This window comes from Flavivirga spongiicola (genome assembly GCF_030540825.1).
Classification (GTDB): domain Bacteria; phylum Bacteroidota; class Bacteroidia; order Flavobacteriales; family Flavobacteriaceae; genus Flavivirga; species Flavivirga spongiicola.
Map to the genome: position 1 here is coordinate 1299157 of NZ_JAUOEO010000001.1, position 18730 is coordinate 1317886.

Consider the following 18730-nt stretch of genomic DNA (forward strand, 5'->3'; position numbering starts at 1 on the left):
ATTAACTATGTTTGCATTATGGGTAGAAAAAGTTTGAAAACCGTTAGACAAAAAGAAATTATAAAGTCTTTTTATGAGGTTGCTAAACAAGAAGGGTTAGAAAATAGCTCTGTTGCTAAAGTGGCAAAGCACATGGGGATAAACACTAGTTTAATACTACACTATTTTGAATCTAAAGACGAATTAATGTTTGGTCTTATAAACCATATATTAGAGAGTTACAAACAACTTTATGTTACGAATGATATAAAAGATAGTGAGCTTAAACTTAAACAAACTATCTCCAATTTGTTTTCAAGAGACTGGAACAATTTAATTGATGATGGTGTTTTCTATAGCTGCTATTCATTAATTTTTAGAGATAAAAATATAAAAGAAGCTTTTAAAAATTTACATGACTCTTTAAGAGATTATCTAACCGATCTTATAGTTGAAGCAAAAAAAGAAGGCATTGTAAATGTTGAGAATCCCAAAGAAACAGCCGAACTTATTTTTGTATTAGTAGAGGGAGCTTATTACTACCTGTCTCTTTTTGATGCTGATTGTTTAGAACATTCCAAAAAAGCAGAACACTACAAAAATGCAGCGATAGAGATACTGAATTTTAAAGATATGTTATCTCTTCCTCTTCATAATGATTGAAAATAAAGCTATTAAACCAATACACATCCAAACAAAATTTGTTACTAAATTGGGGTTATCTCTTGTGCTATATGCGGAAACAACTAAACAAAACCCTCCAATAACATTCATAAGCTGATATGAAATACTGTTAGGTTTTAGTTTATTAAAGCTTAATAAGAAATACGATAATAAATAAGAAACAGCCCCTGTCCAACCTATGATTTCGAAAATGGTCATTAATTCTATTTATTTTTAATTTTAGTTCAACGCTCAAAATTTAAGTAGCAATCAGTCCATAAAAATAAATATAATCAATCTTAAGTCAGTATGGTTAGCTATTATAATATTAAAATTTAATTACTACAAAAGAATGACTTTTTTTGGGCTATGCTCTAAAAAAGGTACAAAGTGTACTCCTATCTCAAAAAACATCTCCAAAGAATTAAAAAATGCTATTAGTTAAAACCTTGACAAAGAATTTGAAAAAATAACGATCCCAAAGGTCACCACGTAATTAATAGCAAAAAACATTGGAAAGGGCAATAAAACAAAAAGGCTAAAACATTTATTTTAAATATTTTAGCCTTTATTAGTAGAGCGTACAGAAAAAATGGCGAACCATTTACTTATTTCAGAATTAAATAAATTTGATGTGATATTATAAATCTTAATAGTGAACTTGGTTAATAAAAAAACGCCTAAAAAGTTCTTGCCGAATCTTCAGCGTTGTAGCTCCTTTAATTTTGGCTTGTAGGTCAACCGGTGAATCAATCATAATTTAATTTACAGGAAGGTCATTTTTTATTTTATTCCAAAACTCAACGTTAAATAACTTAGCACTACCTATAATGGCAGCATCTTCCATTAAAGTAGATATTTCAATCCTAACATCTAAACCTGCGGCTTTAACAACTTGGTTTAAAGTAGGAATAAAAAGATTAGAGGCTTTAGAGATATTACCGCCTACAACTATCAACTGAGGTTCATATTTCTGAATAAAAGGAATCATGAAATGCCCCATATTATGACCAAATTCCTCAAAAAGAAGTCTAGAATTATCCGTATTCGCTTTAGCTATTTCTTTTACACCATTAACACTTTTTGAAGAAATTTCATCATAGCGTTTTATACACCAACGAGTAGAAAAGTAATCATCTCCAACACCACTTTTAAAAGGTTTATCCCATAAGCAACCTTCTTTGGGTACTTCAGGATGATTTACCAACGGTATTCCTTCTTTTATAAAAGCAGAACCAAAACCAGTACCTAAGGTAACTGCAATAATTTTATTGCAATTCTTGGCTTTACCCTGTGCTGAAACACCTACAGCAAATGATGTGGCATCATTTAAAAACCTAAAATTGGTTTCTTCAGAGACAAGATACTTTGATAATTCTTCTGAAATAGAAACATTATACAAGTTTTCGTATTTATCATTTTCTCCTTTAAATAATGCAATTCCATCTTTGTAGTTAAAAGGCCCTGGAATTGCAAAACCTATATTAGTACTTTGCATTAATGAAGCACTAACAATAGTCTTATTAATGGCGTCGCTCCATTTTCTTAAAATAATATCTTTTTCAGCTTTATTATCTACTTTCACAGAAAAAGTAGTTTCAGAAATAATAGTAAGTTTTTTTAAATCTACAGCAGCACTTGTAATATGGCTACCACCAACATCTACTCCTATTGCAATTTGATTACTCATTATATATTTTTAAAATTAAAAGTCTCTCTTAATTTCTATATCATATGTAAAATAATCTGTGAGATAATATACTATGTTAAACTCCACAGGACGATCTCCTAGGTCACATACTAACCTTTCTCTTTTTAGAATTGGTGTTTCCTCCTCTACATCCAATAATTTGCCAATTTCTTTCGAAGCAGTAATAGCACTTATTTTTTCTTTAGAGGTAGAAACTATTACGTCATGTTCTTTCTCCAATAACTCATATAAAGGGGTACTGAAATCTTCTTTACCAGTGATGCCTACCCTTGGATGAAAGTATGATACTGAATAAAGGTATTTGGCATCTTTAGATCCTCTAATTTTTTCTAGCTTCCATATTTCTTTTGATTGAGAAATAGCTAATGCTTCATTAATTTCATTTGGAGCATTTACCATTGCATTTTGTACCATATAGTTTACAACATCAATCCCCTGGTTTCTCATTTCTTTGGTAAAGCTAATCCAGTTGTCTAACCGGGTTGCAATTTTTTTGTATACTACTTTTGTACCAACTCCTTTTTTACGTTCTACAAGACCTTCATTAACTAATGTATTTACAGCTTGTCTTACAGTATTTCTGGAAACACCTAGTTTTTTTGATAAGGTTACTTCCTTAGGAAGAAGGTTATCCCCATTTTTATATTCTTTCAAAGTAATTAACTTTCTTAAGTATTCTTCTATTTGAGCATGAAGAGGAACTGAGCTTTGTTGATCTAATCTAAAATCCATAAGGCATTATTTTATATACTTGTCGAATATACTGTATTTACTTTTGTGATTCTACCCATTCTTCCAGCATTGTAATAGCTTTATATAATACACCAGCCGAACCTCTGAAAGTACCAGAACCTTCGGGTTTATTTTTCACTGTATACCATTCAAAAAAACCATCATTTTTCACTACTCTGTCTGTCATTGGTAATAATTGCTCATACGCTTCTTTTTCAAATCCATTTTCAATTAATTCCTGAATCATGCGCCCTCCAAACCAGGTCCAATCCCCTCCATTTTGGTAGCCATAAGGATACATTCCCTTATTTTCAAAGGCCCAATCAGGATAGGGAGGATACATGGTTAACCCTATAGAACCAGCACCGGAAGCTTTTACGTTGGCAATCATTTTATCTAAAGAAACTTTAATTTGTTTTTTTGTTAGTAATCCTGCTTCTATAGCTATTGCCGTCCCACCATGATAGTAAATTTCATTTTCGTTAAAATCATCTGGATATGGTGATTTTTCCAAATAAACATGAGGTATAAACTTTTGATTTTTTTCATCCCATAAAACATTCATGGTGTTTTTGGCAATATTTTTTCGTATTGTACCCCATTTTAATTGGGTTTCAGGAACAAGTTCCATCATATTATCCAATGCAATCAATAGCATTGCATTATCATAAATATCAACACAGTAATGTGTGTCTTCTGTAATATAAACACCCCAAGGGTGTGAGTGTTGCACATCTCCCCAATCTGCTGTTGTAGCTCCGTAAATCAATCCAAATTTATCAGACCATCTATGACTCATCAAAAACTCCATAGCCTTTTCCATTCGTTTGGCAACTGTTAAGTTTCCTACCTGTGTATTTAAAAAATTGTGATGACCTGTTTTCTTAATATATTTATATACTGCTTGTATTAAGGATGTTTCATGATCTGTCTCTACTGTATTCTTATGACCACAATAATTAGGTTCTAAATCGTTACAAATGAATTTATAACCTTCTTCGGTCTCAATGGCTTTTTCCTTTGGTATAAAACCATCAATAATGTTACCATCTTTTCCTTGAAGTCTAAAAAAGACTAGTAAATTTTCTTCAAGTTCTTTGGAATCAAAAACTTCAGCTGATAACTCTATAAAAGTATTATAATCTCGTATCCAAACTTCGCCATAACCATCACCAGCATTAAACCCTGTCTTAACAACATCTAAAGCTCTGTTTTTTACTTCTTTGAAATTTTTGTTACTCGTGATTTTACCAATAAGTTCCTTGTCTTCCTTTTGTTGGTTGCAACTCACTATTAGTATTGTTATAAATAATCCTAAATATTTTTTCATGGTTTTATTTTTCTTCATTTGACATTGATGGTGGCACTTGTTCTATACCCCATTGTTTATTTGGTTCTGGTCCCATTGTAAAAGATAGTGTTCCTCCTCTAACAATTTCATCTCTATATATCCAGTTATTCTTAATTGGAGAACCATTAAAATTTACAGATTGGACATAGAAATTATTTGGTTGTTGATTTATAGTTTCTATTACTAAATCTTCACCTGGATAATATTTGTTATCTAATTGAATTGTGATTTTGTTGAATATTGGACTTCCGAATTGAAATGATGTGTTTGCAGAGGCATGACCTTGCACATCAAATAACCCCATGGAAGCCATTACGTACCACGCGCCTAGCTGCCCTTGATCTTCATCTTGACCTATACCATATCCATGTAAAGGGTCAGTACCATAAAACTCGTTACATATGGTTCGTGTCCATTTTTGCGTTAACCACGGTTTACCAGAATAATTGAACAACCACGCATTGTGTAAACAAGGTTGATTACCGTGATTATATAATTTTTCGACCCCAGAAAAGCTATGTATTTCTTCGCCCCCTCCACCAAACATATTTTTTTGTGCGTTATTGAACATAGTCTCCAAACGTTCATTAAATAAAGGCTTTCCTATGAGTTTTATTAAGCCCGCTGGGTCATGAGGAATATACCAAGTAAACTGATAGGCATTTCCTTCCTGAAAACCATCCCAACCTCTCATAGGGTCAAAATCTTCTATGAATTTTCCATTTTCCAGCTTGGGCCTAATGAATTTTGTTTCTGGATCAAAAAGGTTTTTATAATAGTCAGCCAGTTTCATGAGTTTATTATAATTACCGTAATCTTTCATTCCTTTTGCCATTTGAGCTACAGCATAGGAGCTAAAGCTGTATTCTAAGGTATGTGATGCTCCAAAATTGAAAACCCACCCATTGGATATGATGGTATCTTTATAGGGAACATATTTTTCTTTTATAAAATAAGCCAAATCGTATTTTCCATTCCCCAGGTTACGTCCGCTATATTCTAGTTCATTTTTTAAAGCGGCCTTATATCCCGTTTTTATGTCAAAATCACGGATACCCACATTGTATGCTGATGCTAATAATAAACCTTGAAAATTGGTTTGTACACCGTTGGTAAAAACACCATTGGCCGCACCATCATGTAACCACCCTCTATCTTTGTAAAAATCAATATTAGATTGGATATAAGAACTAAAGTAATCAGGATATGCCAAAGCCCATACTTGGCTCAAGTTCCAAAAACCACCCCATATCCCATCCGTATTATAATGATGATATTTAGGATTACCATTAGCATCTAAGGTAGTCTTACCAATTTTTCCATCTACCAAAGGATAATCACCATTAGCATCACTAGATAACCCACGCCCCAATAAAGCATGATACAATCCAGTATAAAATTTAATTCTGTCTTCCTTTTCACCCCCTTCAACAACAATTTTGTTTAGCTTTTTATTCCAAATAGCTTTAGATTCGTTTTTAACCGTACCAAAGTTTTTTCCTTTGGATTCTTTTTCTAAATTTAGACGAGCATTGGTAATTGAAGTATAACTTAGCCCTGTCTGAATTTCTAACACCTCACCTTGTTCCATAGCAAAAGAAAGGTATAGTCCATTATTAATTCCTTTTGTACTTCTAGCACCTTGTTGATGCAATGTATCAACAAAACTCCCAGTTTTTATAGGGGTTTTATTTAATTTGGCAACAAAATACATTTTAACTCTTTTGCCTGGGTCACAAAACTTTGTGTATTCGGGATTTGTTTCAATATATCCTTCTACTTCATTATTATTTACTAGTTGTGCATATGCATCAGTTACATTGCTACTTTCTCCTTGTTTGTGCCCTATATCTATAATTAGATGAGCTTCATCGGTTTTTGGAAATGTATAGCGATGGTAACCCACTCTTTCAGTAGCAGTAAGTTCTACGGTAATATTATAATCTGAAAGATTCACATTGTAGTACCCTGCTTCGGCATGCTCGGTAGTTTTTTCAAACCTAGATCTATATCCGTCGTCAGGATTTTCTAAAGAACCTGGAATTGTTTTTAACGCTCCAGTAGTTGGCATAAAGACTAATCCACCAATTTGAAATTCATGAAAATGACCAAATCCTTCAATGGAAGTATGTCTATTGTCATAACCTGTAGGTCCCCAGCCTCCATCACTATTGTAAGCATTTGTATGTGGAGCAAGCTTTGCCATACCGAATGGTCGAGCTGCAGGTGTATAAAAAAACCACCTGCCATGTACAGAACCTATTTGTGGGTCTACATATTGAGTAAGGTCTTGTAATGGTTTTTCTTTTGTTTTTTTATTACTCTTGCAGCTTGCAAAGCTTAAAAGAATTATGATTATGGTTATTAAATATTTCATTTTTTTTATTTTGGGCTTTTAGGTAAAGCGTTTGTACCCCATGACATGTTAGGTTTAGAACCCATTATTAATTCTAATTTTCCTCCCTTTAAAAGTTCATTTGAAGGAAACCAAAAATTTTTCAATTCTTTTCCATTTAGTATAGCACTTTGCACATATTTATTATTAAATGATGTGTTTTTTGCTACTATGGTAAAAGTTTTTCCACGACTGTATCGATTACCTAAGTCTATTACTATTTTTTCATATAATGGGCTTCCTATTTCGTATATAGGCTCTGTTCTTGTACCTCCATCGGTTTGAAACAACCCTAGTGAAGACATTAAAAACCACCCGCTCATTTGCCCCTGATCTTCGTCTCCTAGGTAGGCATTAGAAATACCAAAACCATAAAATCTATCTAAAATATCTCGATTCCATTTTTGGGTCAACCACGGTTTTTTAACCCAGTTAAATAGAAATGAGAAGTGCATGGATTGTTGATTTCCTTGGATTACAGGAAAATCCCAATACTTTTCATTTGGGGCGTTGTACCTCCAATTACGACTTATATTAAAGCCGTCGTCCAATCGCTTAGCAAATTCTTCATTTCCAATTATTTTGGCCAGTGCAGGTATGTCCTGTGGAACAAAAAAAGTGAGTTGCCATGCGTTTCCTTCTGCGTACTGATGGTTTCCTCCACTTGTAATGGGATCAAAATTTTTGAACCAAGTACCGTCTGAATGTTTTAATCTTGCGAAACCAATAGTAGAATCAATAGCATTTTTCCACCAATATGCTCTATCTATAAACTCATTATATGCCGTTTTTTTACCTAAAGATTTTGCAAATTGAGACACTGCGAAATCATCAAAAGAATATTCCATAGTATTAGAAAAACGACCCTTGTTATAGGGAACATATTTATGTTTCAAATAAGTGACTAAATCTCTATTTCCAGCATAGCCATTTCCAATTTGTTCTCCTATTGTTGTTTGCATTTTGTAGGTAGCTTCAAAGGCTTTGTCAACATCATAATCTCTAATACCCATTTGATAAGTACTTACAATTAATGGTATTTCATGTTCTGCAACCATTACTGGAATATATTCTATTCCTGCCGGTCCTTTAGCCAGCCAGCCGTTAGTGTTATACATTGCTAACTGAGATTTTACCCATTTTGAAGACCACTCTGGCGTAACTAAATTCCAAAATTGGTTAAGGTTCCAAAATGTATTCCAAAAAGCATCACAACCTAAGGCAACATCTTTTGAGTTTTTAAACTGTTGTTTCCTTTCTGTAGCATCTATCCAACTACCATCCACATCACTAAAGATGTTTCTACTAACTAGTGCTCTATACATATTGGAGTAAAATCTGGTTTTCTCCATTTTATTGTCACTCGTAATTAGAACTCTCTGTAATAAATCTCCCCAAGTTTTTTCTTGATTTTCTCTAACTTTTTCAAAGCTCCAATTAAAAGGCTTTACTATTTCTTCTTCTAAATTCAAATTGGCATTTTCTATGCTTACATAAGAGATACCTGTTCTAGTTTGTACTATTTGATTTTCTGAAGTGTCAAATTCAATAAAAGCGACAATATCATCTGGGTTTTCAATTGTAAATTTTGAAGATTTGCTAATACTGCTTGTGTCATCTCTATCTTTATTTTTTATTTCCGTCCATACTCCAAAATCTTTTATTGGCTGGTCAAATTCCATTACAAAATGAATTGTATATTCTTGTTTTATGTCATCCCACGCTCTTTTTTCATCTCCATTTTCTACCATTTTACTTCGGTAGTAGTGTTCTCCCCAAACAGATTCGGACATGTGTTTGCTATAACCTACAATTTTATAATCATTAATTTTTTCAAAATGCGCTTCTTGAATATGGTATGTATATTCAGAAGGTATTTTAAGGTCAACCAATATTCTTGAGTCAGAAATGTCTTTTGGGTAGGTGTAACGTTGGAAGCTACATCTTGTGGTAGCAGTCAGTTCTGCTTTTATATTATAATCACTTAATAGAGCTGAGTAATAACCTAATGGGGCTTTTTCTGTAGTCTTGTCTATACGCGAGCGATACCCCTTATCAGGTTCTCCTTGGTTTCCAACTTTTGTAATGAGCGGACCGTTTGTTGGAAATGTCCCTAGACCAGCCATTGTCCATTCATGCACATGACTAAAAGTTCCAATACTTTCAAAAGTAGGTTGATATCCCGCTTGCCAACCTTTATTTTGATTGTCAGGAGAAATTTTAACCATGCCAAATGGCATCCATGGACCCGGTGCAATCATCCATCTAGAATGACCGGTTCCTATTTTGGTATCTACATAGTCTATAAGTTTATTGCGTTTTTGTAGTGCTCTTTGAATTTTTCCTTCTTGAATTGTTTTCCCATCTACAAGAATTTCATAGCAACTCATTTTCGATGTACTTATAGCTGGCATAGGTACTTCTAAAATTTGCATTCCGTGCTCTATTGTTTTTTCAAATATCTTTTTTTTATCTAACAAAACTTCTAGCTTCGGAGTTCCTTCCAAATGTTGTACTTCCAATAAAAGAGGTTGTATTCTTGATTCGTTTTCTTGTAATTCGTAGTTTGCAGGTCGTATATTTTTGATAAATATATTTGAAGGTTTAAGTAAGCATGCTCGTTTTGGAGCTTCTAACTTAATCTGATCAAATACTAACCAACTGCCTTCTAAAGAAGTTAATTGAATTTTGTTGCCCCCTTTGTTTATAAGTTCGGGGTTAATATCTATTTCTATTTTTTGTTCGTGACTACCTTTTGTTTTTCCATTTAAGGCGTTGGAGTTTTTTCCTTTTTTGAGTCTAAACTTCCAGGGTTTACCATTAATTGATACTTTAAAAAATGGGGGATCTTCAGGGCTACAATCTAAAATATCTATACTAAGTTTCCAATTTCCTTTTTTGGGTTTCTTTGCAATACTAAATAATAGGTTTAATTGATGAGGGCGAATTCCTGCCAATCCTGATGTTCCTCCCCAATAATCTATTGCTCCTGGCAAAACATAGGGAAAATCTTTGTCTATTTTCGAATAACCAATAACAAAACTGCGGTCTTCCCATCCAAAATCTTTTTCAAGAAACTTATCATAGCTTGAAGGTGCCAATGCAAATTCGTTTCCGCTATTATCCGACTCTCCTATTTGCCACAGTATTTTTTGTGCAAAAGAATAGTTTGATATTACACCAAGTATAAGTAAGAAGATTAATTTTTTTCTCATAGAGGTATTGCGTTTAACATGCATTTTCTTTAACAAAAGAGACAATTACTTTTGCTTGCTTATTTCCTGTATTAATTAATGTGTAATTTTTTGCTGCTGCTGGTATGGCAAAAGTTTCAGCATAATGAAAGGTCCGTTTATCTTCATTGACATTAAGTTCAATAGTTTCTCCTTCAACTAACATAAGCACGTGACATTGCTGTTTTGTATCAATATGTATCTTATCCTCAAATTCATATCTATATACATCATAAAAATGATCTGGATGTGTTGGTAGATGAATTTTTTTCCAATCATCACCAGAATTCTCCACTATTGGTTTAGATATTAAGGTGTCTTGTACATTTTGTCCTTTCCTTTCAAAATTCAAGTTTTCAAAAGCACGGTCAATGTTCATGGGTCTTGGATTGCCATCCAAATCCATACGCAGCCAGTCATACATTTTAAAGGTGAAAATATAAGGTGTAGCACTGATTTCTAAAACCATATTGTTAGTGCCAGAGCAATGTATTGTACCGTGAGGTATCAAAAAAAGATCATGCTTTTTTGCAGGAAGTTTTTGAACATAACTCTCTACGTCAAGAGTTTCTTTGGTTTCATAGCTATGTTCAAGAGCTTTCTTAAATTTGGTTTCATCAATATCGTTTTGAAAACCCAGATACACTTCTGCATCATCTTCGGCATCAAGAATATAATAAGTTTCGTCTTGTGTAAAATTTTCTCCAAACTCTTTTTTAATATAATCTGGTTTTGGATGACATTGAACAGATAAATTACCACCTTGAAAAGTATCTAAAAAATCGAACCGGATTGGGAATTCATCACCAAATCTTTTTGCTGCTTTTCCCAATATATTTTCTTGTTCCTGAAACATCAACATATCAAAAGAAACTTCTAAAAGCTTTCCTTCACTCTCAAATAACAAACCATTTTCTGGAACTATCATTTCAAAAGACCAAGCATAGTTTGGAACATCCTGACTTAAATCATGTATTTTTTCTCTAATCCATTGGCCACCCCAAACACCAGATTCAAACCAAGGTCGTACACGAAAGTATTTTTTTGACATATTGTTGAGTTCTTGTCTCAATAATTCACCAGTCATCCAGCATAGGTTTCTAGACCTTTGCTTATCAACAATAATATCAATTTTTGGTAGCAATTTTTTCTTTTCTTTATTCAATACAATCCAATCTACAAAATAGAAATGCTTATACATCTGTTTTGGATTTTTGCCTTTTGTAAATCCTAAGTTGGCTACTTCATTTGCCCGCATTCTATACTGGAGTTCATTTTTTGGTAAATCAAAATAAACTAAAAACCCATCAAAATTTAATTGACTAGCACCAGTACCATAAATAAGAATTGTATTTGTGCTTTCCTCTAACTTTAATGAATCAATTTTCATATTATCAAAAAAATCGTTTAATTCTATATCTGCTCTATAACCAAAAACGGGATCTTCCCCTCCTAAAAATGGATTTACCAAATCTGAGATGTCCTTTTCTGATTTTAAATAATTGGAAATATTTAGTATTATTACGCGCAATCCTCGATCTTCAAGACTTAGTTTCAAAGAAGAACTAATCTCTTCCCAGTCTAAACCAATATAACCATCAAGAATTATAACTTTTTCATTACATATTTTATCTGCTAGTGTTTTATACCCAACATTAATTGAACCATCTTTAACATGAAAGGCTGGATAAATATCATAGCTTTTTTTATCATGATTTGGCTTTTCTATAGGTAACAGAAATTGGCTGGTTTTTCGTTTCATTCATTAATAATATAAAATAAATACAAAGGTAGTAATTTTTAATATGTTTAAACATTTGAACATAATAAATTTTTACATACTTTTGTTTAGTGAAGAGATTGAGATAAATTAGATACCGATTCAATTCCTATTATGATTTCTTGTAAATTATACGAGGCCAGATAGAAAAATTCTGTTTCTATATCTTTCATTTTAACTTAAATAAACTATAAATTCATGAAAAACAATGTAACTTTTCTTGCATTAATTGCCGCCTTGGGGGGCTTTTTATTTGGATATGATACCGCCATCATTTCAGGCACAATCGGGTTTGTAAAAACTCAATTCGATCTAAATACCGTTATGGAAGGTTGGTACGTAAGTTCAGCCCTTGTTGGTACTATTTTAGGCGTTTTAGTTGCTGGAGTTCTCAGTGACAAATTTGGAAGGAAAAATATCTTAATCCTGTCCGGACTATTTTTTGCACTTTCGGCAATAGGGTGTGCCATATCAGGTTCATTTAACGAACTAGTAGTCTATAGACTCCTTGGAGGTATGGGAGTTGGTGTAGCTTCAATGCTATCGCCTTTGTATATTTCTGAAATCGCACCAGCTAAAAATAGAGGGAGGCTCGTTGCTCTTTATCAACTTGCAATTACCTTAGGAATTCTTGTAGCCTATTTTACCAACGCATATTTATTAAGCCTTTCCAACTCCGAAAGTTTAATAGATAGTACTGGTATGACTAACAAAATATTTGTATCTCAAGTTTGGCGGGCAATGCTAGGTAGTGAAACAATTCCCGCTATTATATTTTTACTACTACTCTTTGTTATTCCAAAAAGCCCTCGTTGGTTAGCTATGAAAGGAAAAAAGGAACAGGCGAAAAACACTTTATTACGTTTTGTAAATGAAGAAGAGGCCGATAACGAAATTAAGAATGTAGAAGGAGTCCTTGCCAAAGAATCAGGAGGCATTAAGGCTGTTTTTTCAGGACCTTTTAAACTAGCTATGACAATCGGAATTTTGTTAGCCCTATTAAGTCAAGTAACAGGTATTAACGCTATTATATACTACGGTCCAAAAATTCTGGAAGAAGGCGGGTTGCAGTTGGGCGATGCTCTTGGCGGTCAAGTTGTTATAGGTATCGTTAATGTGTTGTTCACTTTCATTGCTCTTTGGAAGATTGACAATTTAGGTAGAAGACCATTGCTGATATATGGTGTTATTGGTATAATGGCTTCCTTAATAATGATAGGTTTATTGTTCTATTTTGAAGTAAATAACACCTACCTTTTAATGACTTTTATACTTACTTTTATTGCCTGCTTTGCATTTTCTTTTGGACCTGTTGTTTGGGTATTACTTTCTGAAATATATCCGCTAAAAATAAGAGGTGCTGCCATGTCGGTTGCTACAATGGCTGTTTGGGTTGGAACTACATTTGTAGGGCAAATGACCCCTTGGTTTTTAGAAAATTTGAAGGCCCATGGAACTTTTTGGCTTTTTGCTGTTTGCATGATTCCAGCATTGTATCTAACCATTAAAGTAATACCTGAAACTAAAGGCAAAACTTTGGAAGAAATAGAGAATTACTGGTTAGCAAAAAAAAAGAATTGAATCCTAGCACTTTTTAATAAACTTCATAACTTTTAAATAATTTCGCATAAATAGTTTGAGAATAAGTCATTTAATTTTATAACTAACAATAAAGAACCCTCAACTTTAAAAGATTGAGGGTTCTACTTTGTAGCGGGAACTAGATTCATTACTACATTACATTTCGCAATGAGCCATATTGGGAAACTTGGACAACAATGGGTAGAATGGTCAATGTGAACCACCTTCAGCGGATAAAAATGAGCATAGCAATAACTATTGCAAGTCCTTTTATAGCTTAAGGTGGAATGAGTTTTTAAGTGGCTCAAAAATTTTCGTTTTCAGTGGTTCACATTGACCGTTTTTTGCAATCAATAAGATTAAAGAAAAAATACTACAGGTAACAATAGATAAGAAGTAATAATTTTAATTCTACTCTGATAAATCAGATTGGTATGAAATACATAAGATAGATTATGGAAAATCTTAAGGTGTAGATAACTTAAGAATAAAACTCACTAGTTCTTCAACTATTATGTTTTTTCTAAGAATAACACCTGAAAGAGGATCTTTGTTTCCTGAAAAACCGAAGCTTATTTGATAATCAGTGATTTCAAACGTTGGTACACTTGCCCTATACAAAAAGGCTCTTGTCTTATCTTCATTCCAAACGAATCCTATTTTAAAAGCACGACCAGACGACTTTTTTGCAGTTGCAGTAATCCTATACCAGTCAATAGGTTCAGGCGATTCTAATAAAACCAATGAATCTGAACTATTAAGTATAGGTATTTTGAAAACTTCAAACTTTGTTGCAGCAGGACGATTTTCCATGTTAATGGATATCAACGATTTTAGTACTATTTCATCTAGCTCATTGAAATGTTTTAGGCTATTTGCATCTATTTTAGCTCTTAAACCCTTAATAGAATCGAAAAGCTCCTTTTTCTTCAGTAGATTGGTTTCTTCTTGATTGAATCTAGAAACTAGACCAAAATATTTATTCAATAGAATAGTCAACACTCCTAAATTAAAAGTTGGACGTAATCTCGCAACTTTAGGTAGAGAAATAACATCAATAACGTTTTCAGGGTAATCATTAAGAATATGTGCTGTAAAACTATTATATCTAGAAGAAGTAAATTGAAATTGATGAAGTTTGTACTCACCTAAATCAGTATCCACTATCATTTCTGCCGAATATAGACTATTTGCTTTGAATGGATACTCAAGGGAAAAATTCAAGTAAGGAGATTGCGTAACTGATGGAGTTTCATTACCACAACTACCGTCTTGTTTATCACTCAACCAAGATAAAAGACCAAAATGAAATAAAGGTAAAAAGCCTACCATAAAATCACCATTCTGCTCATCTAACAATTTTCCATTCCTATCTCTAAATTGTATCCGAATAGAGTTTTTGAACAGTTTTTCAACATAAGATTCATTGAACTGAACCCCAACATCATAATCCAAATAATGATTTAAAGCACCATCAATCGGTAAAGTACGCTCAATGTATGTCGACAAAATATTAATTGGTTTTTCCTTATGAGATAAAACTCCTTTAGGAATAGATAATGCACTTCCTATTGATAATGGATTTGCTGAAACTTCAGTTACGCCTGGTCCTTCATCTGTCCTGAAATAAACATAATTTTCGGCTGAGTGGACGTTAATCCTGTCGTTAATGTCAACGGCGGTATTAAGTTTAATTCGATAAAATTGTGCTGGTTCTAGAAACAACTTACCATTCATATTTTGTCTTGCAGCACTTGGGCTTGGGTTATTGGTGACAATAAGTTGGTCGACCGCTCCTTGTTTGGTGATATAAGTTATGCTGATTATTCTATTATAATTAGTGAGCGCTAAATTTTGTCTAGCTACTTTTAGCTGAATACTATTAAAATGGGTAGTACTCTTATAAATTAAAACATTTGTAACACCTGCCATATCTCCTATTTTGCTACCATTCATTACAGCACTGCCTTTTACATCACCCGATTTATCATTAAAGAGTATGCCTACGTAAAGAATAGGATTAGGGAAATTTATGGTCACATTTCCAATGGCTAAATGCTCCCGATATACAATAGGTTCTATAGCACCATCTGTTACAAACGACAAGCCAGCATAGTTAAATGAAGACCCATACTTCGTATTATCCAGTATTCCCTGCCAATTTATAGTAACCCACTTTGAGAAAGGTTCTAAGTTGCATGCAGGTTTACTCTCATTATAATCCTCTCTTCCATAATCATTCACATGATCTCTGGCACTATACTTCCACAACTGTAACTGAGGCTCATTGGGGTCTAAATTATCTTGGATATTTATAATGTTGTCTCTCTCTATAACAAATTCGGTTTCTTTATTCTCAGTGTTAATTCCATATTTTATAGCTTCCCAGTTAGAACCATCATATTTCTCTAGAACTAGGGAATCCTTATCTAATTTATAAACAAATTGTTGATCCCCTACTTGGTCATAAGGTGTCTTGAATATAGGAATTACTCCTAATTCGTTTTCATGCGATCCTAAATTATTAATTGGGCGTGAAAAAGTAAATACTGGTCTAGAATCTATAGGAACAATAGGGAAATCACTCCAAGTGGGAACAGTTGAATCACCAATCAAGATAGGCCATGTAGTTCCACTGCCTTTATGGTGTGTAAATGAACACTCTTTTAGTAATGGCCAGGCAGCTGGAGTTTCCGCTGGTTGACTCCATTCAAGCTCAACGCGGACGCTAAGATCAGGCAACGGCCAAAAAAGTTTTATACCAACTTCTGCAACACCGTGTATCCAATATGGTTTTGGAACCCTACCTTCTAATAGCATGTAGAGATAGAGTTCAAGACCGATGCCGAATACTTTGATTCCTAAAGAAGCTTCCAATTCTAGAGATCCCTCTAGTTGCATGGGCTTCCAAAAGATAGTTGCATCAAAACCTATTTTGGCAACAAGAACAATCGAAACAGGGCCATACTTCTTTCGAAAATCAAAACCAACACCTGCTCCTGTTTGCAAGCTAGTATTGTCAATCATAAAATAGGCATTGGCACTAAATAGTGATAGAATCTCAGCTCGAATTCTTTTAGTTTCTGGTGTTTTACGACCTAAATAAACGTACCAATTTGAAGAGTTGTTAAAATCGAAAAAGGCTTCTAAACTAGCTCCTATTGTAATAACATCTTCAAGGGAGTATTTCACATCAACATTTAGCATAAAAGTACCGGCGCGACCATCTAGCACTGCTAACAAATAAAAAGCTCCTTCAGGACCACCAGCTTCCTGTTGACCTTTGGTTCTTTGTTTTAGTAAATTGGCTTTCCCTTCAAGTACTATTACTGGACCAGGCAAAAGAATAGCCAACATCACAGACATATTTAAAGTAAACCCATCATCGTACATGGTACCTATAGTTACTCCTGCACCAAAAGCATAATTGTCATACTTGGGCATCCATTTTTGCATGGATGTAATTTCACGCTCTGGTTCTGCTTTATACCATTCGTACCAATTCTGCTCTTCAGTTTTAGTAGGTGCAGAATTATAAGCTCCGAGTCCTTTAAGCCCATAAAGACTTGTGCCCGTAGCACCCAAAGGTATACCTGCTGGTAACTGTGCCCCCAAGACAATAAAGAAGGTGGTAAACTCATTACCATCTGCATCTTTAATTTTACCAATAATTAACTCTGCTTCTATTTGAAGTCGAACTGATATTAGGTTTAAATCTATATTGCCCCTAAAAAGCTTGCCAGTAAGCCCGGTATCTCCATTATTTTCTGGAGTAAGTTCTTCATATTTAACCGAGCCTTTAAACGAAAGTGTTTTTGGTATTTCAAATTCTACGGCAATACCTTTTAGAGAAACTTGAACATCCTTGCTACCCGCACTAATAGTTGGATGTCCTGCAGGTGCGGGCTCTTTAAGCCAACTAAATTTAAGACCTTCTACCGATGCCTTTAAATCTAATCCTTCTACTAAGTTCAATTCTCCAGAAAAGCCTAACCATTGTCTGGAAAGTTCAGGTTCCTCACCCTCATTACCAAAACCAATTTCATTAATACCGATTTTAAAGGCACCAAAATTTAAGGTGATAGTTTTTGGAGCTTTGATCCAACCACCTGGAATAGAAATATCTCCCTCAGAGCTTATGGATAAGCCCTCAATCTTTATTTCTGGCCAGTCAAAACCTTCGATTTTAGGTTTGATACTGCCAGAAATTATGGCATAATGAATGCGGTCATCTACTTTATAGGCAATACTATCAGCTTTAATTTCAAAATATTCATGGTCTAAACTAATAAGCGGACTATTTGAAGCTCCACCTATTTCGAGCATAAAATCAGAATCAGGACCACCTAAAGAAGCTTTGAATTTCATCCATTTATCAGCAAACGGCATAAATAGATGTCCTGTTATGAGGCAGGCTACCGGAATGCTTTGGAAGAATGTAAGACCAAAATATTGAAAAATAACTGACATTTCAGAGACACTCGATCCTTCAGGATTCAAAGCTAATAAATGAGAAGGAATGTTAATAGGAGTCTCGTCGGTCAATGGCTGTAGTATTGATTCTGGTAAATCTTCTTCGGCAGCTGATCTTTCCCCAAGGGAAACAGTTCCAGAAAACCCTCGAGTGCCGATTCCTGCCTTATATAGCTCAATTGGAGGAAAATTAGTACCCTCTTTAACAAAATGGAAGGTAGCTCTTACAATCCATAGTCCTTTAAAATCAAATGGAATTTGCTCCTGGTCTAGCTCGACTGGAATCGAACCATTGATTATTCTTAGATCCTCAAGATCAATAATAACCCCACTCGTTCCTAGACGAGCTGGAGAAATGGTCTCTGGACTGGAAATGTTAAAGTCAAAATTACCATCACCGTCAATACTAAATCCAGATGTAAATGCAAGATCGTAACCAGTAATAGTTTCTTCCGGAATCCAGATTCCTTCAGTATCCTTTTTAAAAGCTTGAAGTACTGTTTGCGGGAAATGTATGCCAAAATGAAGATTTTCAATAGAAAATTTAAAGAGCGGATTACTTATTAATCGTATATCAAAATAAGGTAAATCAGCTGATCCTGAACCAATGAATAGGCTAGTACCGCCAAGAAATGGAATTTCAAGATTGATGTTTTGTAGAATAATAATACGCTGCAAAGTGCTAAACCCTTCTGAATCCCAATCCGTTTCAGATATTGTACCATCTATTCCAATAAAATCAATAATACTATTAATTTCATTCACCCATTCATTTGGTAAAATATCAGTTAAAATCTGACCTATTGGAATTATTGCTCTTTCGCTCATAATT

10 protein-coding genes are annotated in these 18730 nt (G+C 33.8%); 2 read left to right on the top strand and 8 right to left on the bottom strand.

What is annotated here, in order from left to right:
- The first annotated feature begins 18 nt into the window (after nt 1–18).
- A complete protein-coding gene (locus Q4Q47_RS04930) occupies nt 19–642 on the top strand; it encodes a TetR family transcriptional regulator (protein WP_303305538.1) in 624 nt (207 codons plus the stop codon).
- On the opposite strand, the gene Q4Q47_RS04935 is transcribed toward Q4Q47_RS04930, so the two are convergent.
- The 7 genes from Q4Q47_RS04935 to Q4Q47_RS04965 all read right to left on the bottom strand — a co-directional run bounded on the left by Q4Q47_RS04935 (nt 616) and on the right by Q4Q47_RS04965 (nt 11826).
- The gene (locus Q4Q47_RS04935) at nt 616–861 is read right to left on the bottom strand and encodes a CBU_0592 family membrane protein (RefSeq protein WP_303305539.1); all 246 of its coding nucleotides are present in this window, start codon (nt 859–861) and stop codon (nt 616–618) included. The two genes, Q4Q47_RS04930 and Q4Q47_RS04935, sit on opposite strands and share 27 nt — an antisense overlap.
- A 541-nt stretch (nt 862–1402) precedes the next feature.
- Complete coding sequence (locus Q4Q47_RS04940) at nt 1403–2332, bottom strand: ROK family protein (protein WP_303305540.1); 930 nt, start codon at nt 2330–2332, stop codon at nt 1403–1405.
- Nucleotides 2333–2347: 15 nt separating this feature from the next.
- Nucleotides 2348–3085 carry a GntR family transcriptional regulator gene (locus tag Q4Q47_RS04945; RefSeq protein ID WP_303305541.1) on the bottom strand — a complete coding sequence of 246 codons (738 nt, stop codon included), beginning with the start codon at nt 3083–3085 and terminating at the stop codon, nt 2348–2350.
- Nucleotides 3086–3122: 37 nt separating this feature from the next.
- The gene (locus tag Q4Q47_RS04950; RefSeq protein WP_303305542.1) at nt 3123–4415 is read right to left on the bottom strand and encodes a glucosidase family protein; all 1293 of its coding nucleotides are present in this window, start codon (nt 4413–4415) and stop codon (nt 3123–3125) included.
- 4 nt (nt 4416–4419) lie between these two features.
- Entirely contained in the window at nt 4420–6813 is a 2394-nt protein-coding gene (locus Q4Q47_RS04955) for a GH92 family glycosyl hydrolase (protein WP_303305543.1), read from the bottom strand.
- Between the two features lie 5 nt (nt 6814–6818).
- Nucleotides 6819–10046: a GH92 family glycosyl hydrolase gene (locus Q4Q47_RS04960; RefSeq protein WP_303305544.1), complete on the bottom strand. Its 3228-nt coding sequence runs from the start codon at nt 10044–10046 to the stop codon at nt 6819–6821.
- A gap of 13 nt (nt 10047–10059) precedes the next feature.
- Nucleotides 10060–11826 carry a class I mannose-6-phosphate isomerase gene (locus tag Q4Q47_RS04965; protein WP_303305545.1) on the bottom strand — a complete coding sequence of 589 codons (1767 nt, stop codon included), beginning with the start codon at nt 11824–11826 and terminating at the stop codon, nt 10060–10062.
- Between the two features lie 216 nt (nt 11827–12042).
- On the opposite strand from Q4Q47_RS04965, the gene Q4Q47_RS04970 reads away from it, so the two are divergent.
- Nucleotides 12043–13425: a sugar porter family MFS transporter gene (locus tag Q4Q47_RS04970; RefSeq protein WP_303305546.1), complete on the top strand. Its 1383-nt coding sequence runs from the start codon at nt 12043–12045 to the stop codon at nt 13423–13425.
- Nucleotides 13426–13890: 465 nt separating this feature from the next.
- Here the strand turns inward: Q4Q47_RS04970 and Q4Q47_RS04975 are convergent, their stop codons facing one another.
- Nucleotides 13891–18726, bottom strand: a complete 4836-nt coding sequence (locus Q4Q47_RS04975) for a DUF6603 domain-containing protein (protein ID WP_303305547.1) — start codon at nt 18724–18726, stop codon at nt 13891–13893.
- Between the last annotated feature and the right edge of the window lie 4 nt (nt 18727–18730).